General features: G+C 72.5%; 18 protein-coding genes. 5 read left to right on the top strand and 13 right to left on the bottom strand.

The window, feature by feature from the left end; translation table 11 throughout:
- Positions 1-63: 63 nt before the first annotated feature.
- The 3 genes from GA0070614_RS21735 to GA0070614_RS21725 form a co-directional block, all read right to left on the bottom strand.
- The gene (locus GA0070614_RS21735; protein WP_088977693.1) at positions 64-3,570 is read right to left on the bottom strand and encodes a LamG-like jellyroll fold domain-containing protein; all 3,507 of its coding nucleotides are present in this window, start codon (positions 3,568-3,570) and stop codon (positions 64-66) included.
- A 92-nt stretch (positions 3,571-3,662) separates the two neighbouring features.
- Positions 3,663-6,815 carry an FG-GAP repeat protein gene (locus GA0070614_RS21730; RefSeq protein WP_172892478.1) on the bottom strand — a complete coding sequence of 1,051 codons (3,153 nt, stop codon included), beginning with the start codon at positions 6,813-6,815 and terminating at the stop codon, positions 3,663-3,665.
- A gap of 656 nt (positions 6,816-7,471) precedes the next feature.
- Entirely contained in the window at positions 7,472-8,254 is a 783-nt protein-coding gene (locus tag GA0070614_RS21725; protein ID WP_088977691.1) for an aldo/keto reductase, read from the bottom strand.
- Positions 8,255-8,332: 78 nt separating this feature from the next.
- Here GA0070614_RS21725 and GA0070614_RS21720 point away from each other — a divergent pair, with 78 nt between their 5' ends.
- Together GA0070614_RS21720 and GA0070614_RS21715 are read left to right on the top strand one after the other, a co-directional pair.
- Positions 8,333-9,367 carry a DNA polymerase ligase N-terminal domain-containing protein gene (locus GA0070614_RS21720; protein WP_088977690.1) on the top strand — a complete coding sequence of 345 codons (1,035 nt, stop codon included), beginning with the start codon at positions 8,333-8,335 and terminating at the stop codon, positions 9,365-9,367.
- 14 nt (positions 9,368-9,381) lie between these two features.
- Entirely contained in the window at positions 9,382-10,575 is a 1,194-nt protein-coding gene (locus GA0070614_RS21715; protein WP_088977689.1) for a threonine synthase, read from the top strand.
- A gap of 51 nt (positions 10,576-10,626) precedes the next feature.
- Here GA0070614_RS21715 and GA0070614_RS21710 read toward each other — a convergent pair whose 3' ends face one another.
- From GA0070614_RS21710 to GA0070614_RS21695, 4 genes are all read right to left on the bottom strand, one after another.
- Positions 10,627-11,997: a pectate lyase gene (locus GA0070614_RS21710; protein WP_231933357.1), complete on the bottom strand. Its 1,371-nt coding sequence runs from the start codon at positions 11,995-11,997 to the stop codon at positions 10,627-10,629.
- 243 nt (positions 11,998-12,240) lie between these two features.
- Positions 12,241-14,025, bottom strand: coding sequence for a glycoside hydrolase family 15 protein (locus tag GA0070614_RS21705; RefSeq protein ID WP_088977688.1), 1,785 nt, complete (start codon positions 14,023-14,025; stop codon positions 12,241-12,243).
- 94 nt (positions 14,026-14,119) lie between these two features.
- Positions 14,120-14,512, bottom strand: coding sequence for a cupin domain-containing protein (locus GA0070614_RS21700; RefSeq protein ID WP_088977687.1), 393 nt, complete (start codon positions 14,510-14,512; stop codon positions 14,120-14,122).
- A gap of 247 nt (positions 14,513-14,759) precedes the next feature.
- Complete coding sequence (locus GA0070614_RS21695) at positions 14,760-15,167, bottom strand: hypothetical protein (RefSeq protein ID WP_088977686.1); 408 nt, start codon at positions 15,165-15,167, stop codon at positions 14,760-14,762.
- Positions 15,168-15,593: 426 nt separating this feature from the next.
- Between GA0070614_RS21695 and GA0070614_RS21690 the strand changes: the two genes are divergently transcribed.
- Positions 15,594-16,661: a beta family protein gene (locus GA0070614_RS21690; protein ID WP_231933356.1), complete on the top strand. Its 1,068-nt coding sequence runs from the start codon at positions 15,594-15,596 to the stop codon at positions 16,659-16,661.
- A 1-nt stretch (position 16,662) separates the two neighbouring features.
- On the opposite strand, the gene GA0070614_RS21685 is transcribed toward GA0070614_RS21690, so the two are convergent.
- Positions 16,663-16,944, bottom strand: coding sequence for an iron-sulfur cluster biosynthesis family protein (locus tag GA0070614_RS21685; RefSeq protein ID WP_088979579.1), 282 nt, complete (start codon positions 16,942-16,944; stop codon positions 16,663-16,665).
- Positions 16,945-17,176: 232 nt separating this feature from the next.
- Between GA0070614_RS21685 and GA0070614_RS21680 the strand changes: the two genes are divergently transcribed.
- Positions 17,177-17,917: an aquaporin gene (locus tag GA0070614_RS21680; protein ID WP_088977685.1), complete on the top strand. Its 741-nt coding sequence runs from the start codon at positions 17,177-17,179 to the stop codon at positions 17,915-17,917.
- 88 nt (positions 17,918-18,005) lie between these two features.
- The gene (gene dacB, locus GA0070614_RS21675) at positions 18,006-19,589 is read left to right on the top strand and encodes a D-alanyl-D-alanine carboxypeptidase/D-alanyl-D-alanine endopeptidase (protein WP_088977684.1); all 1,584 of its coding nucleotides are present in this window, start codon (positions 18,006-18,008) and stop codon (positions 19,587-19,589) included.
- Between the two features lie 34 nt (positions 19,590-19,623).
- Here the strand turns inward: dacB and GA0070614_RS21670 are convergent, their stop codons facing one another.
- From GA0070614_RS21670 to GA0070614_RS21650, 5 genes are all read right to left on the bottom strand, one after another.
- The gene (locus GA0070614_RS21670; protein ID WP_088977683.1) at positions 19,624-20,580 is read right to left on the bottom strand and encodes a hypothetical protein; all 957 of its coding nucleotides are present in this window, start codon (positions 20,578-20,580) and stop codon (positions 19,624-19,626) included.
- 76 nt (positions 20,581-20,656) lie between these two features.
- Entirely contained in the window at positions 20,657-21,001 is a 345-nt protein-coding gene (locus GA0070614_RS21665) for a DUF1330 domain-containing protein (RefSeq protein WP_088977682.1), read from the bottom strand.
- A gap of 114 nt (positions 21,002-21,115) precedes the next feature.
- The gene (locus tag GA0070614_RS21660; RefSeq protein ID WP_197701344.1) at positions 21,116-22,003 is read right to left on the bottom strand and encodes a hypothetical protein; all 888 of its coding nucleotides are present in this window, start codon (positions 22,001-22,003) and stop codon (positions 21,116-21,118) included.
- A 291-nt stretch (positions 22,004-22,294) separates the two neighbouring features.
- Positions 22,295-23,053, bottom strand: coding sequence for a heliorhodopsin HeR (heR, locus tag GA0070614_RS21655; protein ID WP_088977681.1), 759 nt, complete (start codon positions 23,051-23,053; stop codon positions 22,295-22,297).
- 34 nt (positions 23,054-23,087) lie between these two features.
- Positions 23,088-23,681 carry a pentapeptide repeat-containing protein gene (locus GA0070614_RS21650; RefSeq protein WP_088977680.1) on the bottom strand — a complete coding sequence of 198 codons (594 nt, stop codon included), beginning with the start codon at positions 23,679-23,681 and terminating at the stop codon, positions 23,088-23,090.
- Between the last annotated feature and the right edge of the window lie 10 nt (positions 23,682-23,691).

The raw sequence follows: 23,691 nt of genomic DNA, 5'->3' as shown, positions 1-23,691 counted from the left end.
ATAGATGCCGAGAGCAGGAGGCGTCGGGGTCGTCCCGGGAGGACGACCCCGACGCCTGTGCTGTCAGATGGTCGGAGCCTCGCCGATCAGACGGAGCTTGTCGATCTTCACCTTGTCCGCGACACCGTCATAGACGCGAACCTCGTCGATGTTTCCGGACAGGTGCTCACCCGCCGTCGCGCCCAGGAAGGCCCGGCCGAGCTGGATGCTCGACATCGAGGTGGGCTTGAACGGCACGGTGAGGGGTTCCAGCTCCGTCGACTCGCCCTCGACCCAGAGGGTGAGCTGGCGGGTGTAGCCGTCGTAGACCAGGGCGAGGTGGTCACCGGCGCCCACCGGGCGTGGGGCCCGCTCCGTCTCCTTCTTCTGGAAGACCGCGCCCGCCGTGTCGTCCGTGGTCGCGGCCAGCTCCCACTTGCCCTGACTGTTGGCCCGGACGATGACGGCGCTGTTGTTCGGTCCCTTGATCGAGAAGGCGGTCATGGCGTGGTTGACGGAACTGCTGGTGAGCCTCACCCGGGCCGTGATGGTGAAGCTGCCCGTCGGGTCGACCAGAGCGCTTGTCGACTGGGCGTAGTGTTCGGGAACGCCCGCCAGTCGGAGGTGGCCCGTCCCGACCATCCGATGGAGCGGGGTCGGCGTCGGGAACAGCAGACTCGGCTGGCTGAGCACCATCGGTGAGCCGTTGCCCACCTCCGGACTCTGGCCCGCGGTCTGCGTGTTGAGCTGCCAGTACGCCTTGCGGTTCAGCAGCTGCTTCTGCAGCCCGGTCGAGTCCTCGGTCACGATCGGCCGGTCGAACACGGAGACGTCCGCCATGCCGCCCTTCCAGAAGTCCGAGTACCCGCCGCCCTTGTAGGTGTGGCGGCCGAGCTGGAGGGGACCACGGGCCCGGGTCAGCGAACGCCGCTCCCTCTCGGCGACCGGGTTGTTGCCGACCTGGAGGGAGATCTTCTTGTTCGGGCCGTCGAAGATCGCCGTGACGAAGGTCCACTCGGTGGTCACCCCGGCCGACGTCACCTTCCACTCGCCGAGGTTGATCACGTCGTTCGTCGGCATCCGGAAGAACCAGAGCCCCTGGTCGACGCCGAGGCTGAAGCCGGGCTCACCGGTGCCGTCCTGGCTCACCGCCACCTGCCGGCGGTTGACGTCGTCCACCCGGAACCAGCCGGTGATGGCGAAGCTCTGCGAGGTGTCCGCCAGCACCGACGTGTCCGTGACCATGTAGGCGTTGGACGTGCCGTCGAAGATCGCGGCGCGGTCCCACTGGCCGAAGTTGTTGGTCGAGGCGAAGCTGACCCCGCTGCCGACCGTGGCGTCGTTCGGGCCACGGGTGTTGTCCGCCCGAGGAGACCCCGCCGCGTCCGCCATCGGCCACTGCGCGACCGGCGGCCGCTTGCCGACCCGGAAGACGCAGGTGGCGGGAGAGCTGGCCCGCTTTGCCGCGTCCACGGCCTTGACGAAGATCTGGCGGGGGCCTTCCTTGTCCGGCGTCCAGTTGATCGTGACCGGACCACCGGCGGTGGCCGGCTTCACCGAGATGTAGGTCCCGCCGTCGAAGTTGTACTGGTATTCGACGACGTCGGTCGCCGACGAGTCGAAGGTGAAGCTGCCGACGACGCCGATCGAACCCCGCCACTCGTCGTCGTCCTTGCAGTCCGACGTGGTGTCGGCGGCGTCGCCCGGCAGGTACTGGGCCGAGTCGACGTCCGGCGCGGTCGGGCTGGTCGCGTCGAAGATGAACTGGCAGACGTTGCGCGTCCCGTCGGAACTCCAGGGTCCCCAGCTCACCCCGTCGCCACCACGCACGTCCCAGGACACCGTGACGTTCTGCGGAATGGTCTTGGGCACGTAGTAGCTGAACTTCGATCCGCTGGCCTTGAACGCCGTCTTGCTCAGCAGGACCGTGGGGGTCGAGCTGCCCACCGGCGTGTAGGTCACCCGGAACTCGGCCTGCACCTGCTCGGTGTGCGACGACGAGTGGTCCGGGTCGCGCAGGATCGCGTCGAGTCGCGGCACCTCGGAGGTGTAGGGCACGTTCGTGCCGTACACGCAGGGACCACCGGGCGACATGGTCAGCTCGGACTGGTTGGGGATCACCGGCGCCCGGTTGTAGCGGACCGAGAGCACCGCGTTGTCGCAGAACCGCTTGGTGTGGGTCGAGTCGCTCTCGTTGACCGACTTCAGGCCGAGGGTGACGTTGCTCCACCCCTTCGCCACGGCCGTCTGCACGGCCACCTTCGCGTCCCACTCGGTGTTCTGGTTGGTGGAGGTGCAGGTCGACTGCACGCTGGTCGGAGAGTTCGTGTCCAGGTGCGTCGCGGTCGACCAGCTCGACCCGCCGGGCTGGTTGCTCCAGTTCGTGGTGGTGGCGATCGGCCCCGGCATGAGGTAGAGCGCCGCCGCCCGCGCGGTGGAGTTGTACACGTGCTGCAACGTCACCCGGAACTTGGCCTCCAGGATCGTCTTGCCCGCGTACGGGGTGGAGAGCCGGTAGAAGAGACGCTTTACCAGCGAGTTGTTGCAGGAGCTCGGGCAGCGGCCGATGCGCTCGTGCCGCTTGCCGTCGAACTTCCAGTACTCCTCGGACGGGTAACCGCTGTCCACCATCGCCCAGGCGCTGTTGGTGCTGCCCTGCCACACCGGGTCCACGTACACCGGGTAGGTGGTGTCGGGGTCGGCGAGCATGGCGGCGTCCGGGGTGAGGCTCAACGTGCCCTGGGAGTAGGAGAGCCCCACCTGGGCGACCTGAGAGGTCTCACCCGGGCCCCGGGCGGACGCCTCGTTCGGGTCCTCGGTGCCGGTGGCCTCCGTCTCCGTCATGGCGGACGAGCGCAGGCCGCTGGTGGCGACCGCGCCGCCCTCCTGGCTGCCGCTGTCCCACATGGTCGGCGCGTCGGCCTCCATCACCGGGTTGCCGGTGGCCGGGTCGAGGGCGACGATGCCGCCGTCCTCCGTCTCCTGGATGGTGAGCCCCTCACCGGTGACGCCGAGCCGCAGGTTCTGCAGCTCCGGCAGGTTCGCCGCCTCGGGGGTCTTGAGCACCAGGACGTGCGAGAAGCCCTCGACGGTCACGAACGCGACCAGGTCGACGTCCTGGAAAACCTCGGGGTAGACGAGCTGGTCCCCGTTGACGGTGGGCGTCGGCAGCGGGTTCGGCCAGGTGAGCGTCATGACGCGCGAGTCGCGCTCGGCGACCATCAGCGGCGTGGTGCCGCCGGGGGACAGCCGCATGTTGAGCAGCGCGGCAGTGGGCGCGTACGTCCCGTCCGGCTGGGCGACGAGCGTCGCGTCGGCCGGCACCCAGGCGTCGTTCTGGAGCACCCGGACCGCCTGGTTGTGCTCGTTGGCGATCAGGGTGCCGTCGGGCTGGGCGAACACGTCGCGGTACTCGCTGCGCTCGGCGAGCACCTCGACCGGCTGGTTGAGCGCCTTGGCCGCCAGCAGCGCCTCGGCCTCGGTGTCCCGGACCGGGCTCTCCTCCAGCGCGGCGACCGGCGCGGTCGCCGGCGCCGACTCCGGCGCGTCCACGTAGGCCGTGGCGGACAGCAGGCCGGCGAGGCCCACCATGAGGCCGAGCGTGAAGAGCCGGCCCCGCTTTCTCGTACGACGGGCCACCCTCAGGTCCTCCCCCGTTGGACTGTGTGAATTCGTGTGTTCCATCAGCTGATCGCCGCCCCGAAGGTGCTCTTGTCAGCGGGGAGACCAGCCACGCCCGGCTGCCAGGTCGAGGACGGAACCTCGTTGCCGGCGGCCAGGTCGGACCAGGTGAAGCCGTAGACGGCGTCCGTGCCGTACGGGGTGCCGACGTAGAGCCGCTGCGAGGTGGCGGCGAGCGAGGTACCGAGGATCTCCCCGGCCGTCGCCGAGCCGGGCATGTTGCCCGACGACCGGTGCAGCGTGATCGGCTCGCCGATCGGATTCGCCAGGGCCGGGAAGACCCGCACCCGACCCGAGTCGACGGTCGTGCCGGCGTTCTCACCGGGGACACCGATCGCGATGAACATCGTCGAGTTGGTGCCTTCGGCGGCCGGGTTGGTGTTCACCACGACGACCTTCTCGCCGAGGTAGTCGCCGTCCTCGGAGGCATAAGTGATCTCGGGCAGCTCGGTGTAGGTGTTGGCGGCGGTGACGTGGAAGCGGTGCACCAGGCCGGCGTCCGGCGCCGGGGTGTTCGTCGCCGCGACCGTGAGGTCCTCGCCCGGCACGCCGACGACGACCAGCGAGTCCCGGGAGGTCGAGCCCACCGGCCGGTACGGCGCGATGGAGATCGACTTACCGAAGTTGTCGTTGTTCTCCGAGACGTTCGAGACGTTCGTGGCGTCCTGGGTCAGCCCGGCGGCGAGCGTGGGCAGCCCGTTGGTCAGCGTGTGCCCGAAGACGTTCACTGCTCCGGCGAAGGCCTCGGTGCCGATCGCCTCACCCGGAGAGCTGACCGCCCAGTGGTGCTTGGAGGCGGCCACGGCGTAGCCGGTGCGGTCGTCGATCTCGGCCGAGCCGGGGATGCCGCCCGCGAAGCCGGTGCCGCTGCCCTGACTCATCGCCAGGTTCAGGTTGCCGCGCAGGTAGTGCACCATGCCGGCGAGCGCTCCGGTGGGAAGGCCCTCGCCCGGTACACCGATCACCAGGTAGGGCTCGCCGCTGGCGGTCCGGCTGCCGGCCACCGAGTGACCGAACCAGTCGTTGGACTCCGGGCTGTCCGGAACGTTGGTGACGTCCTGGTGGTAGACCACCGGAGCCGCCCCCTGGGCCAGGCCCGCGGGCGAGCCGAGCACCACGTAGACGGCGCCCGCGTAGGACTGGCCGCCGACGATCTGGTTGGGCACGCCGATCGCGAGGTCGGTGCAGCCGTCGTTGTTGTGGTCGTACGCGGAGATCGAGGTGCCGAACCGGTCACCGGGCTCGGCCGCGCCGGGGACGTTGGTGACTCCCTCGTGCAGCGTGTGGACGGTGGTGCTGCCGCCGTAGGCGACGTTCACGCGGCCGGCCCGGACGTGCCCGTTGACGGTCGCCTCGGGGTCGGCGATGGCGACGTCGGCGACGCCGTCGCCGTTGAAGTCGCTGTCGGTGCCGGCGGTGCAGCCGGTCGTCGGCGTGACCGTGGTGTACACCTGCATCTCGCAGAACGACGACCAGGTGTCGCTGCCGGAGACCCCGTCGGCGGCCTTGACCCGCCAGCGGTAGATGCCGCCGTCGACGAAGGCGCCGGCCGGGACGGTGGCCGCGGCGGTGGCGCCGGAGGCGACGCCGCTGTAGACGGCGGACCCGATCGGGATGTCGGCGTTCATCGCCCACCACTCGAAGGTCACCGTCATGGCGGTGCCGTCACCGTCGGAGACCGTCGCCTTGAGCTGTGGGGTCAGGGTGTTGACCAGCGGACGGCCCGAGCCGGTGACGCAGCTGGTCGCCGGGACGGTGGACCGCGCGGTGACGGTCGGCCACGAGTTGTAGGTCACCGACGCCTTCGGGTCCTCGGCGGCGTTGGCGCCCTCGCGGGACCGGAACTGCTTGAAGCCGGCGGTCACCGTCTCGTCGGTGGCCCGCACGCCCATGCCGGCCCGGGTCTTGTTGGCGGTGGCGGCCTTCTGGAAGAAGGTCTTGCCGTCGATGTTGGACCACGCGTCGGCGCTGGTGCAGCCCGAGCCGCCGCCGGCGGTGGCGGTCGACCTGGCGTCCGGTCCCACCGTGTCCCAGGTGGGCTGGTTGGTGAACGTCGTGGTGTAGGTCGACGGGTTGGTGGTCCAGATCTCCCACGAGGTCGCGGTGCAGGTGTGCGACCAGAAGTTCCAGAACGAGACCGTGGCGGAGTTGATCTGCTTGCCGGCCAGGACCGTGGTGTCCCAGGTGAGGAACGACCGGGTGAGCGTGGCCGGGGTGGTGGCCAGCAGACCGATCTGCAGGTCGGCCTCCTGGTTCTTGTCGGTGGTCACCGTCTCCCGGACGTACGTGTCGAACGTCGTGCCCAGCGGGTTGACCGTCGGGTCGATGGTGACCGGGTACGCGGTGGCCGGGTCGCGCAGCCAGGCCCGGTCGGGGGCCAGGGTCAGCTCGACGGCGTCGCCGCGGGTGGTCAGTTCGGTGCGGACCGGCTTCTCGACGGCCGGGGCGCCGGTGATCGTGTTCTTCTTCGCGTCCCACATCAGGGGCGCGGGGATGTGCGCGGTCTGCTTGCCGGCCCGGTCGGTGATCGCGATCGAGCCGTCCTTCGCCCGGTTGGAGCCGGCGACGCCGGGGCCGGTGAACGGGAAGGTGACCGTCTCGACCTGCGTGGCGGCGGCCCGGTTCTTCACGACCAGGAACTGCTCGAAGCCGGTCCGGGTGGCCTCGACGACGAGGTCCACGCCGGGGCGGGCGTCGACGTAGGTGGCGCGGTTGCCGTCGAGGACCGGTGCGGGCAGCGCGCCCGACCAGCCCATGGCCACCCGCTGCGCGCCGGCGCCGACCGCGGCCAGTTCGTGCGCACCCTCGCCCTGCCGGCCGGAGATGCGCAGGTCGTTCGGGTGGGCCACCGGGGCGACGGAGCCGTCCGCCGCCGCCTTGAGGGTGAGATCGACCGGGACCCAGTCACCGCCGCGCCGGAAGCGCTGCATGCCGGTGGCGATGTCCGCCCGGAACTGCCCGTCGGGCAGCGCGTGCACCTCGGTCGTCTCCGACGTGAGGCTCTCGACCTTGACCGGCTTACCGCTCTCCCGCGCCTTGCGCAGGGACACCGCCTCGTCGGATGTGTTCTCGACGCCACCGGTGACGCCGTCCGGGCCTGCGGCCAGGAACGACGCCGGCTCGCCCGATATGCCAAAAAGTGCGACCGCCGTCATCACGGCAACGCCTGCCGCAAGACATGAACGGACGGTGGCAGTCTGACGACGTGCCACTGATCCTCCCCCGTGAGTCTCCAGTTGTGTGTGCACCGGGACTGTAGGGAGCCGGGAGCGGAGGGCACAAGCACAGTCACGAACTGTGAGGACGTACGCCGCGAATCGGACTTATTGCCGAGCTTGGTTACTCCGCGGAGTCTTGGCAGTTCGGACGGCATGCGGCCGGGCGCGTCGGCTGACCTGCCGAAACGCATGTGCGATCGGCGTACGTCAATTGGTTATCCGATGACGCAGCGTCGCGGTATGCAATGTCGCCACGTCAGGAAACGCGCAGCGCGCGCGTATTGGCGACATCGACGGGTCGAATGCGCCGGCCGCGTGCCGGCCGACCCGGGCGACGACGGTCGAGGCGGATCGGGGCAGGCGTCGTCACGCCGGCCGGCGGGATTCGGAACCCCACTTCCCGTCGCCAGTCGGACGCGCCATCGACGCAGGTCAGGGCCGTGGCCATCAGGCCGGACCACAATCGAACAAACGTTCGAACATCGGCGTGCGGTCAGTTTCGACGATCGTCCGACAGATTCCGCCGAAGCGGCGGACATTCCACTGGTCGACACCTGGCGGAACGCAAGCCGTAGTGGTAATGGATCAGCCGCTCAGCCACCGAGCGCGTCGATGTCGCGCATCTCCTCCGCGGTCAGCGAGAAGGTCCAGACATCGGCGTTCGCCCTGATCCGGTCCGGAGTCACCGATTTCGGGATGACCACGATTTCGTGGTCGATGTGCCACCGCAGCACCACCTGCGCCGGCGACACGTCGTGCGCGGCGGCGATCCGCACCAGCACCGGATCGGACAGGTCCGTCGTCTTGAACGGGCTGTACCCCTCCAGCACGATCCCCCGGTCCCGGTGCTCGGCGTGCCGCCGCCGGTCGTACAGCGACGGGCCCCACCGGATCTGGTTGACCGCCGGGTTCTCCTCGGTGGCCTGGATCAACTCGTCCATCTGGGCGGTGCTGTAGTTGCTCACCCCGACCGCCCGGGTCAGGTTCTCGTCCCGAGCGGCGAGCAGCTCCCGCCACATCGGGATGCTGTCCGACGGCGCCGACGGCGGCCAGTGGATCAACCACAGGTCGACGTACTCCAGGCCGAGCGCGCGCAGGCTCGCCTCGATGGTCTCCCGCTCCCGCCCCACCCGCTCCGGCGGCAACTTCGTGGTGACGAAGACGTCCTCCCGACGCAGCCCGCTCTCCTTGACCGCCCGGCCCACCTCCTCCTCGTTGCCGTACATGGTGGCCGTGTCGATGTGCCGGTAGCCGGCGTCGAGGGCGGCCAGCACGGCGTCGTACCCGGCCTGGCCGGTGGCCTGCCAGGTGCCGAAACCGAGCAGCGGCATCCGGACGTCGCCGGGAAGCAGGACGGTGGGCTGGTCATGGTCCATGCCGACGGTTCTACCCTGGTTCGCCGCGGACATGCCGGGCAACCGGCGAACCCGGGCGCACTGCCGGAGAATGCGGGGGTGGCCGACCGGTTGGAGGAGTACCGGCGCAAGCGGGACGCCGCGCGCACCCCGGAGCCGGTGCCGCGCCGCCCGCCACGCCGACGCGCGAGGGCGGGCGAGGCCCGCTTCGTCATCCAGCAGCACCACGCCCGTGCCCTGCACTGGGACCTGCGGCTGGAACACGACGGCGTGCTCGCCTCCTGGGCGGTGCCGCGCGGCCTGCCCCGGGACAGCGGGCGCAACCACCTCGCCGTGCACACCGAGGACCACCCGATGGAGTACCTCGACTTCCACGGCGAGATCCCGGCCGGCGAGTACGGCGGCGGCACGATGACCATCCACGACCGGGGCACCTACCGCTGCGAGAAGTGGCAGGACGACGAGGTCGTGGTGGTGCTCGACGGGGAGCGGACCCGGGGGCGGTACGTGCTGTTCGCCACCGGCGGCCGGGACGGGCGGGACTGGATGGTCCGCCGCACCGACCCGCCCCCGCCCGGCTGGACGCCCATGCCGGAGCTGGTCCGGCCGATGCACACCACCCCCGCCGCGCGGCTGCCCCGCGACGCCGACGCCTGGGGCTACGAGCTGCGCTGGGACGGGGTCCGGGCGATGGCGTACGTGTCCGGAGGGCGGCTGCGGCTGCTGTCGGAGACCGACGAGGACGTCACCGGGACGTACCCCTGGCTGCGCGGGATGGCCGAGGCGCTGGCGCCCACGGAGGCCGTGCTGGACGGGGTGCTGGTGCGTATCGACGGCGCGGGACGGGTCCGCCGGCCCTCCGGGCGCGACGGCCAGTTCCTGATCGTCGACCTGCTCTGGCTGGAGGGCGTGGGCAGCGCCGACGTGCCGTACGCGCAGCGCCGGGAGCTGCTCGACGGGCTGGCGCCGGCCGGGACGCACTGGCAGACTCCGCCGTGGTTCCCCGGCACCGGCGCCGAGGCCCTCGACACGGCGCGGGCGCAGCGGCTGCCCGGGGTGGTGGCGAAGCGGCTCGACTCGGTCTACGAGCCGGGCCGGCGCAGCCGCCGCTGGTTGAGCATCGACACGAGCTGACGGCGAGGAGCATCGTGTACCTGACCCACCTGGAGTGCCCACGTTGCGGCCGGGAGCACGACGCCGGCGAGCCGGCCAACCTCTGCGGCTGCGGCTCGCCGCTGCTGGCCCGCTACGACCTGGCCGCGGTGGCCGCGGCGGTCACTCCGGAGCGGTTCGGGCTGCGCCCGGCCGACCTGTGGCGCTACCGGGAGGTGCTGCCGGTCGCCGACGAGCGGCACGTCACCACGCTGGGCGAGGGCTGGACGCCGCTGTGGCGCGCCCCGGCGTACGGCCACGAGATCGGCATTCCGGACCTGATCGTCAAGGACGAGGGGCTGACGCCGACCGGGTCGTTCAAGGCGCGCGGGGCGGCGGTGGGCGTCAGCCGGGCCCGCGAGCTGGGCGTGCGGCACATCGCCATGCCGACAAACGGCAACGCGGGCGCGGCGTGGGCGACGTACGCGACGCGGGCGGGGCTGGACGCCACCATCGCGATGCCGCTGGACGCGCCGACCATCTGCCGGCGGGAGTGCCTGGCCGCCGGTGCGGACCTGCGCCTGGTGGACGGCCTGATCAGCGACGCCGGCCGGTGGGTGGCGAAGCTGGTCGCCGACTCCGGCGGCACGGTCTTCGACGCCGGCACGCTGCGCGAGCCGTACCGGCTGGAGGGCAAGAAGACCATGGGGTACGAGATCGTCGAGCAGCTCGGCTGGCAGGTGCCCGACGTGATCATCTACCCGACCGGCGGCGGGGTGGGGCTGATCGGCATCCACAAGGCGATGCACGAGCTGCGCGAGCTGGGCTGGGTCGAGGACCGGCTGCCCCGACTCGTCGCGGTGCAGTCCACCGGCTGCGCCCCGATCGTGCGCGCCTTCGCCGCCGGGGAGGAGCGGGCCACCCCGTGGGCGGACGCGCGCACCGTCGCCTTCGGGATCACCGTGCCGGCCCCGCTCGGTGACGAGCTGATCCTGGACGCGCTGCGGGAGAGCAGCGGCACCGCGCTCGCCGTCGACGACGCGGAGATCCTCGCCGACCTGCGGGACTTCGCCGCCCGGGAGGGGCTGCTGCTGTGCCCGGAGGGCGCGGCCTGCCTGACCGCCGCCCGGCATCTGCGGGCGGGCGGCTGGATCCGGGCCGGCGAGCGGGTGGTGGTGCTCAACACCGGCGCCGGGCTGAAGTACCCGGAGACGGTGGACGTCTCCGGTGTGCCGCTGGTCGAGGTCTGAGCAGGCCGGTGCCCCGTGGACCGGGCGTCCACGGAGCACCGGTGCGGCGGCTCAGCGCCAGGTGATGTCGGACGGCGAGTAGACGCAGTTGACGCCGTCGGCGCCCTCACCGATCTCGGTCGGCTCGCTGCCCTTCGGCACGCCCTTGTACTTGACGCAGATCCGGGTGCCGCTGTCGGCGGTGATCCGGGTGAACCGGGCGGTGTCGCCCCAGTTGGTGTTGATGCCGGCGAGCACGTCGGTGTCGGTGGCGACGATGTTGTCCATCACCACGTGCCGCTGGTACGAGGTGGAGCAGTTGCCGCAGGCCCGGTAGAGCTTGCCGGCGTTCTGCACCCGGAAGTTCTTGATGTACACCGTGCCCGAGCCGTTGTGCTGGAACACCTTGTCGCTGGCGGACCGGGCGCCGCCACCGTCGACCGTGTACGTGGTGCCGCCGCGGAAGGTGGCCGCGTCCTCGCCCACGTCCTCCCACCACACGTTGATCAGGGTGCAGTTGCCCTCGCAGTGCACGCCGTCACCGGCCGGGGCGCCGATGATCACGTTGCGCAGGGTCGCCCCGGCGGACAGCACGAACATCGGGTCCTGGCTCTCGCTCTGCCCGCCGTCGCCGATGCCGTAGTAGCGCTTCATGCCGCCGTCGAAGGTGCCGGAGACGTTCGTGGTGGCGTCCACCTTGACGCTGGCGGTCGGCGTCGGCCACGAGGTCGACGGCGGCGGCGTGCTGGTGGGAGGCGGAGTGGTCGGCGGCGGGGTGGTCGGCGACGAGGTGGGCGTGGGCGGCGGGGTGGTCGGGGTGGAGCCGGCGGTGTCCACCGCCACGTCGTCGAAGCTGCCCTTGGCGTACGCGGTGACCAGGCCGATCCGGCCGGCGCCGACCAGGCTGTTGCTGCCCGAGGCGATCTGGGTGCCGTTGACGAATCCCCGGATGGTGCTGCCGGTGGCCTCGATCCGCAGCGTGTACCAGGTGCCGGCGGACGCGCCGACCGAGGCGGAGCCGATGGCGGTGATCTGGCTGCCGTTGACGGCCTGCAGTTCGGCCCGGCCGGAGCCGAGCAGCGCCAGCCGGTACATCTTGGTGCTGCTGCTGGAGCGGGCGGCGAGCCCGACCAGGGCGCTGGACGAGCCGAAGCCGTCGGGCCGCACGCGGGCCTGCACCTGGTAGTCGGTCCAGCTGGTCTGGCCGGCGAACTGCCGGGCCAGTTCGCTGCCGGCGCTGGACTGGCTGAACACGCCGCCGCTGACGGCCCAGGTGCCGCCGGACTTGGACCAGCCGGAGTAGTTGCCGTCGTCGAAGTTGTCGGAGAAGACGGTGGCCGCGAAGGCCGAGGTGCCCATGCCGGCGGCGAGCACGGCGACGGTGGCGCCGGCACCCACCGCGAGCAGTAGTGGACGTCGGGGTGTGGGGGTTCTGGTGCGCACGGATTCCTCCTGTGGAGCAGGTGGTGGGATGACGGCGACCGTCCGCGTCGAACAGGGTGCGCGGGCGCGACGGCGGTCGGTGGCCGTTGCCGCGGTGCGTCCCGTCGGAGGCCCGGTCTCCGGAGCGGGAGGGTGGGGTGCGACCCCTGGGAAAGGGCTTTCCCGTACCACGAGGCTAGGGTCGGCCGTACATCAGCGTCAATGCCGAACGGTTGCAGGACTGTTGCAGGATCACCCGGCGGGTCAGTCCGTGGCCGGCTCGGTCAGCCGCCAGGCCGCGTTGATCAGCCCGATGTGCGACAACGCCTGCGGCATGTTGCCCAGCTGCGCCCCGGTGCGCAGGTCGGCCTGCTCGGCGAAGAGACCGACGTCGTTGGCGTGGCCGAGCACCTGCTGGAAGAGCCGGTCGGCGCGCTCCGGCTCGCCCGCCAGCACCAGGCACTCCACCAGCCAGAACGAGCAGAGCACGAAGCCGGCCGGATCGGTGCTCCAGCGCCGCACCAGACCCCGGTCGCTGCCGAGTTCCCGCTCCACCACCTCGATGGTGGAGCGCATCCGGGCGTCGGTGGCCGGCAGGAAGCCCAACATCGGCAGGAGCAGCGCCGAGGCGTCCAGCTCCGCCGACCCGAACGCCCCGGTGTACGCGCCGATCCGGTCGTTCCAGCCCTCCCGCAGCACGGCCTCACGGATCTCGTCGCGGATCGCCGCCCAGCGCGCCACGTCGGCCCGCTCGCCGAGGCGGGGCGCCAACTCCACGGCCCGGGCCAGCGCCGTCCAGCAGAGCACCTTCGACGACAGGTAGTGCCGCTCGGTGTCCCGGGTCTCCCACATGCCGCGGTCCGGCAGCCGCCAGGTCGACGCGACCTGCTCGGCCAGCCCCACCACCATCTCGCGCAACTCCTCGTCGAAGGTCTCGCCGAGGTAGTCGTGCAGCCGCCAGACCGCCGAGATCACCTCGCCGGGCACGTCGAGCTGCCGCTGCCGCCAGGCGTCGTTGCCGATGCGCACCGGCCGGCTGCCCGCGTACCCGCGCAGGTGGTCCAGTTCGTGCTCGGAGATGTCCCGCTCCCCCTCCAGCCCGAACATCACCGGCACCGGGGCGTCGCCGATCCGGCCGACCGAGCGGGCCGCCCAGGCGAAGAGGCGGTTCGCCTCGTCCGGGCAGGCCGCCACCCACAGGGCGCGCAGCGTCATCGCGAAGTCGCGCAGCCAGGAGTAGCGGTAGTCGTAGTTCCGGTCGCCGCCGCACCGCTCGGGCAGCGAGGTGGTCAGCGCGGCGGCGACCGCGCCGCTGCGGGCGTACGTCAGGCCGGTGAGCACCGTCGCGCCGTGGCGCACCTGCGGGGCGTACCGGCCGTCGTAGCCGTGCGTCTCCCGGTACGCCTCCCACGCCTGCACCGTCTCGGCGAGCGCGACCACCGGGTCGAGCCGCGCCGGCGGCGCGCCGTACGCCCGGCAGAACGCGAGGTCGAAGCCGACGGTGTCGCCCGGGCCCACCTCGAACTCGTGGCGCACCCGGTCGCCGTCGGCGCGCAGGGTCAGCCCGGCGCCGCGCAGGGTCAGCGCCGTCGGGCCGGCGGTGGCCAGCACCGAACCGTCCGGCTGCTCGTGCAGGTACGGGGTGAGCAGCCCGTACTCCGGGCGGGGCGCGAACTCCAGACCCAACCGGACCCGGCCGCTGAGCCCCTCCACCACGCGCAGCAGCACCGCCGGGGAGTTCATGCCGAGTTCGTGGCCGCGCGCGCCCAGTTCGGCGGCGAGCGCGTCGGTGACCGCCACGCTGCCCTCGGCGGTGTGGTGCACCGTGCGCAGCACCAGCGTGTCCGGCCGGTACGCGCGCTGCACCCGGGACGGCCCCAACGGCCCGAGCCACCAGTGCCCGGCGGCCGGGTCGAGCAGCCGGCCGAAGACCGACGGCGAGTCGAACCGGTCGGGACACCACCAGTCGACCGAGCCGTTCCGGCCGACCAGCGCGCCGGAGCGGCAGTCGGAGAGGAACCCGTAGTCGGAGATCGCCGGCTGGTCCACCCGGCCCGGGTACCCGGGCGGAGCGGGATCAGACCCGGCGGAGGTGTACAGGCGCTGTCCGGGCCGGCCCGCACCGAGCCGGCCCGCGTCCGCGTCAGGACGTCGGCGGCTCGTCCTCGCCGGCGGCCTCGGCCGCGTCGGCCTCCTCCTTGGTCCGGTGCACCACCTGGTCGGCGTGCTCCGGCGGGCCGTACACGGTGTAGAGGACCAGCGGGTTCGGGCCGGTGTTGACGAAGTTGTGCTTCGTCCCGGCCGGCACGACCACCAGGTCGCCCTGGGCGACCTCCTTCGTCTCCCCGGCGACCCGGGCCTCGCCGGTGCCGCTGACGAAGGTCAGGATCTGGTCGATCCCCTCGTGGACCTCCTCGCCGATCTCCCCACCGGGCGGGATGGTCATGATCACCAACTGGGTCTTCTCGCCGGTCCAGAGCACCCGGCGGAAGTCCGGGCTCTTCTGGGCGACGGTCGCGATCGTGAAATGCTCCATGGCGCGCTCATACCCGGCGCGGGCACCGGTCACGCCGGTACCGGCAGATGGCGCGATTCCTCACCCCGGTCAGGTTTGACCCGCGACGGAACGGGCATCGACCACCCCAGACCGGCGCGTACCGCGTCGGATGGGCCAGGTCCCCGCCGGCGTACCGCCGGATGGCTGCGGTGGTGGGAGACGGCCGGAGCGCGGCGACGCGACGACCCAGGGGTCGTGCGGCGCCGTGCGCTCTTCCCGGAAAGTTTCAGGCCAGCACCGCCAGGTGGAACGAGCGGTCCGCGGCGCTCCCGTCCCCGGCGAACGTCTTGACGAACACCCCGTTCGGGATTCCGGTACGCCCGGCGACGGTGATCGCGCCGGAGGCCGCGACGCCGGCGGCGCCCGACAGCCCCAGGGTCCCCACGTAGGCGGCGGCGGACACGTCCTGGTCGAAGACCACCTGGTACATCCCGGTGGCGAGCTTGGCCGACGAGGCGGCGCCGAGCCCCCGGGCCAGGGCGCCGTCGGCGTTCACCACGGCGTAGAGCGCGCGGGCCGACCAGGGCAGGCCGACGGGCCGGTCGGTGGCCAGTTGGGCGTCGGCGCGGGTGACGTCGTCCTGGCAGGGCACGGGCTGGGTGGCCTGCCTCCGCCGGGGGTTGGTGCTGGACATGACACTCCTCCACCGGCCGTGGAGCCGGCAGCGACTCAGGGAGCCGATCAGCGATGACCGACGCGGCTTCCCTTCCGAACCTATGCCGGCCGGGGCTCGGGTGACCAGTCGAAAACTGTCAGGTGCCCGACAGGCACCCCGTTTGAGCTGCGAAAACGCAGTCACCGACGGGCGCGCGGCCGAAGAATGGGGGCATCCGGCCGCCATCGGCCGGCCGCGCCGGACTGTTCCACCACGGCCCCGCCGAGAAAGGCGGGGGTCGGCGGACGCCGGGACGCGCCAAGGTCGCGGGTGTCCGGTGTGGACGTCCGGTGTGCGCGTCGCCCCGGATCGGTGCGCGGCGCCGGGCACCGATCCGGTCGAAACCCTGTGACGAGGGCGAATGTCCCGGTAGATTGAAGTATGGTGCCCGCCCACGGGGGTCGGGTGGCGGAACCGGTCTACCGCCCCATCCTCGCCAGCCGACGGGGTGAGCTGGAGGCGCTGGGTCATCTGGACAGCGCCACGGCTCCACTGCTCGCTCCGGTCCTCTGTGTCTCCACCGTCGACGGTCACCTCGTCGAGCTGCTCGGCCGGCTGCCGGCCGGGCTCGTCCCCGCGCTCGACGTCTCCGCGCTGCCCGACACCCCGGAGACGGAGCTGGTCCGCTGGGGCGTACCGGTGGTGCCGGTGATCGGGCTCGCGGAGAGCGACCGGCGGCTGGTGGCGCACGGGGTGGCGGCGCAGGCGTACACCCGGCGCGCGGTGGTCCGGCTGCGGGCCGGCCGGGACCGGGCCGGCCCGGACGCCACCACCGCCGCGGAGCGGATCTGGCGGTACGCCCGGCTGGTGCCGGAGCAGTGCGACCTGCTCGTCGACGCCGGAGACGTCTGCTGTCCGGCCGATCTGCGGGTGACCGAGCCCCGGGTGCGACGGCTGGTGGAGTGGTCCCGCCGGCACGCCTGGCGCTCGGTGACGGTGGCGGCCGGCGGCATGCCGCCCACGGTGCACCGGCTCCCCACCGACGAGCCGGTACGCCTCGACCGCTGGGACTGGCTGCTCTGGGAGCGGCTGGCCGACCTGGGGGTCGGTTACGGCGACTACGGCGTCGCGCCGGCCGCGCCCGGCGGCGAGGTGCCCGGCGACCGGGTCCCCACCGTCCGGTACACGACGGAGACGGCGTGGTGGGTCTACCGGTGGTCCCGCCGGGGCGGCCGGGGCGACGAGCGCTTCGCCGACCTGTGCCGGACGCTGGTGACCGCCCCGCACTGGCCGGCGACGGGCGCCGGCTTCTCCTGGGGCGACCACGAGCTGCTGCGCCGGGCGCGGCGGGTGGCCGGGGCCGGGTCCGCGGCGAACTGGACGGCGTGGAGCACCTCGCACCACCTGGCGCACGTGCTGGCCGCGCTGACCCGGCCCGCCGGCGACCGGCGGTCCGGCCGTTGGGGCGGCGACGAGGAGCGCGGTCGGCCCGGCCGGCCGCACCGGGGTGGCGAGACCCGCCGGGCCGGGTGAGTCACTCCTTCTCGGTGAAGCCGAACTGCACGACGCCGTCGTCGCCGACGCTGGCGTCGACGGAGGTGTCGTGGAGCAGCTCGGCGGCGTCGGAGTCGAGGAAGATCCGGGCGCCCTGGTTGTCGACGACCTGGTCACCCTGCGCGGGCTGGGACACCAGCTCGACGGTGAGCGAGCCGGCCTCGGTGTCGGCGGCGATGCGCAGACCGCCGTCCTGCGACACGTCCTGCTGCGCGGCGAGGTCACGGATCACGAGCACGGCATTGTCGGTCATGGTGAGCATGACGAACTCCCTCATGAGGTCGGGGATCGGGCACCGCGCCACGGAGAACAGGCGCGCATCCGACGGCGGAGAACGGCCGTCGCCCGGCGAATCGGGGCACACTCCACGGTCCCCCTACGACCACCGTGCCCCCTGGGCGGCCGTCCGTCAAATAGAGCGCGGTCGGTGGGAGCGGGCCCGGCGGCTCGACGTTTCCGCTCCTCAACCCCGTGATCGTCCATACGCTGAGGTCATGGAGGACACCAGAAGGTACGCCGCCGAGTTCCTCGGCTCACTGCTGTTGGTCTTCTTCGGCGTGGGCAGCGCCGTCTTCGCCCGCGTGCAGGGCGGGGTCGTGGTGGTGGCGCTCGCCTTCGGGTTCGTGATGCTGGCGCTGGTCTACACGATCGGTCCGCTCTCCGGCAGCCACGTCAACCCGGCGGTGACGCTCGGGGTGCTGCTCTCCGGGAAGATCTCCCTGGTGGGTGCGATCGCGTACTGGATCGCCCAGTTCGTCGGTGCCACAGTGGCGAGCTTCGTGATCTGGGCGCTGGTGCGCTGGGGCGACGTCGTCGACCAGACCGGCGCGTTGGGCAGCAACGGGTACGGCGAGCACATCAACGCCGGTGGCGCCGCGGTGTTGGAGACGGTGCTCACGTTCTTCTTCGTCCTGGTGGTGCTGGTGGTGACGAGCCGGTCCGAACACGCCGGGTTCGCCGGGTTGGCGATCGGTCTCGCGCTGGCCACGGCACACCTGGTGGGCGTCACCCTGGACGGCACGTCGGTCAACCCGGCCCGGTCCTTCGGGCCGGCCCTCTTCGAGGGCGGCCAGGCACTGCGCCAACTCTGGCTCTTCGTCGTCTTCCCGCTGCTGGGCGGGGCCCTGGCCGCGCTGGTCGCCCCACTGGTCACCAAGCGCAACCCGCGCTACCGGGGCGAGCCGGAGGAGCCGACCGGGCCGCGCCGACCCGACGTCGGGGGACACCCCGCCTGAGCGACGCCACCGGCACGCAACCCCTATTTGAAGAAAACCTTCGCGCTGAGGTCTTGTCCGGTGGAAATCTTCATGGCAGCGTCGACGCATGCATCGTCGTCTCTTCCTCCGGAGCCTGGCGCTGGTGACGCTCGCCGCCACCGTGGCCGCCGCCGGCGCGCTTCCCGCCACCGCCGAGTCACCCACCCCGGCGGCGACCCGGCTGCACGCCACCATCGACGCGATCCTCGCCGACGCCCGGCTGACCGACGCGCAGGCCGGAGTGGTCGTGGTGGACACCGCCACCGGTCGGACCCTGTACGACCGCAACGGCCACCGCCGGCTGGTGCCCGCGTCCAACACCAAGCTGCTCACCTCGACCGCCGCGCTGGAGCTGCTCGGCCCGGGACACCGGTTCACCACCGACGTACGGGCCGCCGGGCAGCGCCGCGCCGGCCTGCTCTCCGGCGACCTGTACCTGCGCGGCGGCGGCGACCCGACGATGCTCGCCGCCGACTACGACGCGCTCGCCGCCCAGGTCGCGGCGGACGGCGTACGGGTGGTCACGGGCAACCTGGTCGCCGACGACACCCGCTACGACCGCACCCGCCTCGGCCCGGACTGGGCCTGGGACGACCAGCCGTACTACTACGCGGCGCAGGTCTCCGCGTTGACCGTCGCGCCGGACACCGACTACGACGCCGGCACCGTGATCGTGCACGCCGCCCCGGCCGACACCCCCGGCGCTCCCCCGGTGGTCACCATGACCCCGCCCAACGGCTGGCTGCGCATCGACAACCGGGCCGAGACGGTCGCCGAGGGGGACACGACGATCTCCTTCGAGCGCGAGCACGGCACCAACACCGTGGTGGTCACCGGCCGGATCGCCCTCGGTGCGGAGCCGGAGAGCGACTGGACGACCGTCTGGGAGCCCACCGGGTACGCCGCCGACGTGTTCCGCGCGGCGCTGCGCCGGCACGGCGTACGGGTGCTCGGGCGGACCGTGCTCGGCCGGGCCACCCCGCCGGACGCGACCGCCGTCGCCCGGCACGACTCGATGACCCTCGCCGAGCTGATGGTGCCGTTTCTGAAGCTGTCCAACAACGGGCACGCCGAGGTGCTGACCAAGGAGGTCGGCCGGATCATCTCCGGCTCCGGCACCTGGTCGGCCGGGCTCGCCGCGATCAGCGAATACGTCGCCGACACCGGCATGGACACCGGCACGCTGCGCCAACGCGACGGCTCCGGGCTCTCCCGACGCACCATGGTCCCGCCGGCGGAGTTCGTCGCGCTGCTCACCGCCGTGCGGCAGGAGCCGTGGTTCGACACCTGGTACGCCGCCCTGCCGGTCGCCGGCGACGCCGACCGCTTCGTCGGCGGCACGCTGCGCAGCCGGATGCGCGGCACCCCGGCCGCCGGCAACGTGCACGCCAAGACCGGCAGCCTCACCGGGGTGTCCAGCCTCTCCGGTTACGTCACCGACGCCGACGGCCGGCTGCTCGCCTTCTCCGTGGTGTTCAACAACTACCTCGCCTCGTCGGTGAAGGCGCTGGAGGACCAGGTCGCCATCGCGCTGGCGTCGTACACCGAGAAGAGCCCGACCACGGCGCGGGTGGCGCCGCCGACGGCGCCGCAGACGCCCCGGGTCCCGGAGGGCCGGGAGTGTTCCTGGGTGAAGCCGATCGTCTGCTGAGCCGGTGCCGGGGCCCCGCCCGTGCGGGGTCCCGTCACCGTCCGCAGCGTGGGCACCGTCGCCGGGTCCGCAGGTGGTGGTCGAGGGCCGCGAGGCCCAGGCCCCAGCCCCACACCCAGTAGCCCAGCTCGGCGGTCCAGAAGAAGGCCGGCGGGTAGCGTCCCTCGCCGTCGAAGGTGCCGGTGGCCGTCTGCACGGCGAGCTGGCCCAGACTGACGCCGAAGTAGCCGACCAGGCCGACCGAGAAGACGGCGGCCGGCACGAGCAGCAGCAGGCGGGGGACGCGCCGGCCGGCCAGCAGCGGCACCCAGACCGGCCAGACCCGTCCCCAGGAGTGCACCAGCGCCAGCGGCAGCAGCACCCCGGCGAGCAGGAAGCCCACCTCGAAGGCGACCATCGAGGCTCCCTGCGCCAGCGGCACGTCGTCGAAGCCCACCGCCACCTGGGCGGCCAGCCGCACCAGGCAACCGGCCACCGCGACCCAGGCGGCGATCCGCGCCCAGCCCGGCACCTCCACCGGCCGCCCGGTCACCGGACCGGTCCGCCCGCACCCCGCGCAGTCGCCCCGGAACCGGCGGCGGTGCGCCAGCAGCGCCAGGTGCAGCAGCACCGCGCCGGTGAGCGCGCCCAGCCGGCCGGCCACCGCACCGGCGGTGGACGGCGCGAACGGCTGGAGGATCAGCAGCCCCACCACGTCGAGCAGCAGCAGCGCGCAGGCGGCCACGAGCGCCGCGCAGACCGCCCATCCGGCGACCGCCAGCGCCGGGCGCCAGCGCCGGGCCCGGGCCAACGCCACGGCGACCAGCCCGGCGGCGACGCAGAGCGCCACCGCCGGCCAGCCGTGGAAGACCACCAGGTCGACGCCGAGCGGCGGGAAGTCCGGCGGACCGGTCACGGTCCAGAAGAGACGGAGGGCGCCGTAGCCGAGGGCCCAGGCCCCGACGGCGTACGGCAGCAGGTCCCGGCGGTGCGCGGTGGACAGGGAGGTCATGGGTCCAGCCTGTCGCCGGCCGGACCGCGCCGGCTCCCGTGCCGAGGGGAGCGCGCTCCCCCGCCCGGGTGACCGGTCAACCGGCGGACGCCTCGCGCAGCCGGGCGGCGGTGCGGCGCGGGTCGTAGTCCGGGTCGACGCCCTGCACGATGAGGGTCGAGCCCTCGATGTGCCGGGTACGCAGCGGCAGGATCTCCTGGTACGCCGGGGAGGCGTACCAGGCGCGGGCCCGTTCCACGTCGGGGAACTCCACGATCACCACCGTCCCCGGCCAGTCGCCCTCCAGGACCTCCACCTCGGCCCCGTGCACCCGGAACCTGCCCTGGTACGGGTCGAGAGTGGACTGAATCCGGTCGATGTACTCGAGCACGTCCTCGTTGATCTGCGGCGTGCGCAGGTGGGCCAGCGCGAAGGCGGGCATCGTCCCTCCCCGTGTCCGTCGGCCCGCGGCACGGGCCGTTCGGGACGATTCTGCGCGGGCGCTCGGGTGGCGTCGATTACCGCGCAGGTAACGCCACGGGGCACCCGGGGCCGCTCAGCGCAGCGCGACCGCCTGGACGCCGACGTTGCCGCAGCCGGTGAAGGTCTGCTCGGTGGTCCACGACATCAGCAGCTTCTGCCCCCGGGGCGCCCGGAACCGGATGACCCACTGGGCGGTGTGGTTGGTGTGCGGGTCCTCCAGGCGCAGCGTCCGGGTCGGGCCGCCGGTGGAGAGCCGCACGTCGAGCCGCCCGCGCGACATCCAGAGCCCGGCGAAGAGGTGGACGGTGCGCAGTTCGCCGCTGCCGGCCACGCTCAGGACGAACCCGTTGCCGACGCCGCAGGCGTACGTGCCGGTCGGGGTGGCGTCGGCGGAGCCGACCGGGGCGCCGTCACGCCAGCTGAACCCCTCGGGGTTGGTGTCGTAGGTGCCGCGCTGCCCCCGGCCGCCCTCGTCGCGGATCTCGCCGGAGCCGTCGCGCTTGCGGACCGTCCGGTCGGGACCGACCAGTCCCCAGTGCACCCAGTCGCGGGTGCCGAGGCCGGTCAGGTCCACCAGGGCCGGCACCTCGGCCTCGGCGACGGTCAGCACCGGGGTGACCGGCTCCGGGGTCGGCATCGGGCTGGTCGAAGGGGACGGGCTCGGCGACGGCGGGCGCTGCCGGGGCTTCAGCCCCGGTGAGGCGACGCCCGCCTCGGTGACCGTGCCGGGCAGGCCGGTGGGGCGACCGGCCACCGTGGGTTCTCCGGCGGAGAAGTCGCCGCCGGTGGCGGGCGGCTCCGGATCGGTGTCGAGGTTCAGGTACGCCACGACCGCGAGCAGGCAGGCCAGCGCGGTCACCGATTCGATCACCCCGCGTCGGCGGTACCGGTGACGGGCGATGCGGGGGGTGGGGCCACCGGTCGGGCCCGGGCCGATCCGTCTCACCTGGTCGTCCGTCACCGCATCTCCGTTCCCCACACCGCAGCTCCGCCCAGCCGCGCGTCCGCTCCCCCGGGCCCGATCGTGATCATCTACCCGACGTGAGCCCCGTCACGTTTTCATCCGTACGACCGGTTACGCCATAGGCAGGCCCGCCAGCGTTTCCAGTTCGTTACCAAACGGCCGTAACGAAAACTGTCCTAACGACGCTGGTTTCGACCCGCTCGGCCGAGTAGGGATCCTAACCCCTCGGTGTCCACGCGGTCACCGTGCGGGTGGGCCGCCGGGGTCGCGGCAGGGCGTCGTCGCGGCTCAGGTCCGCAGCACGTTGGCAAAGATCAGCAAGGCCAGGGCGGACTTGGCCACCAGGCTGAGCAGGATGTAGCCCACCTCCCCGAACCGGTAGTCGCGCCACCGGCCGACCCGACGGTACTGGAGGGCCATGTTGACCGCGAATCCCGCGAAGAGCACGAGCTGCACCACCGTGATCGCGTACACGAAGGTCGGCACCTCCGGCGGCCGGGTGATGTACACCCCGATCGCCAGCCAGGGGGCGAGGCCGACCAGCGAGCCGAACCAGAAGGCGCTCCAGTCCGCGGCGCCCGGCTTCTGCTGGCGCTCCATCAGCAGACCGAAGAGGATCATCGCGGTGTTGGCCGCGAAGATGCCGATCACCGCCGCGAGGTCGCGGATCCCGACGAAGAGTCCGATCAGGACGATCATGATGGACGCGCTGAGCGAGTACTCGATCCAGCGGGCGTAGTTGGCCCACCGGTCGAGCCGACGCTCGTACCAGCGGTGCACGCCGGGCGCGGCCACCACGAGATGGTCGACGGCGGCGAGCAGCAGGAAGACCGCCACCGTCGGGCCGATCGCCAGCCGGAAGACCGTCTCGGGCAGGGTGCCGTCGCGCACGGTCACCGGGTCGGCGGTGAGGTAGGAGGCGGTCACCGGCAGCGCGAGGTCGTTGCTCGCCGCCCACATCGCGATGCCCTCGACGGCCAGCAGCAGCCCGACCGCCACGTTGAGCCGGCGCAGCCGCCGGTCCCGAAGGTCCGCCCGTACCACCATGAAACGCACGATACGGGCGCGGGGTGGTCCGGCGTCAGCGGATCTCGAAGCCCAGCGCCTGGGCCAGCACGATCGCCTGCTCCGCGTCGATCAGCGCACCGGCCCGCTGCACGGTGGTCGGGTCCACCGAGGTCAGGTCGCTGCCGCGCAGGTCGGCGCGGGTGAGCCGGGCCCCGTGCAGCTGCGCGCCGGAGAGGTCGACGCCGGTCACCGTCGCGCCGGTCAGATCGGCCCCGGTCAGGTCCGCCTCCCGCATCCGTACGTCGGTGAACGTCACCCCGCGCAGGTCGGCGCCGGTCAGCGCGACGAACGACCAGTCCCCGCCGGTCACCCGCAGCGGGCGCAGGTCGCACTCCGCGAAGGTGCTGCCGACCAGCTTGCAGCCGTCGAACTCCGCCTCGAAGAGGTTGCACCGGCGGAACGCGCACCGGGTGAAGGCCGAGTCGACGTGCCGGGAGGCGTTGAACGCCACGTTGCCGAACCGGCACTCGGTGAAGGACGCGCCGCGGCTGACCGCCTCGGTGAGGTCGACCCGCTGGAAGGCGCAGCGGACGAAGTGCCGGTCGATGAGCTCCTCGGCGTACCAGTCGTCGTCGCGGAACGTCGCGTCCTCGGTCGTCTGCGGCACCGGACCACAC

The organism is Micromonospora coxensis (assembly GCF_900090295.1).
Lineage (GTDB): Bacteria > Actinomycetota > Actinomycetes > Mycobacteriales > Micromonosporaceae > Micromonospora > Micromonospora coxensis.
This window is presented reverse-complemented; position numbering and strand designations above follow the sequence as displayed.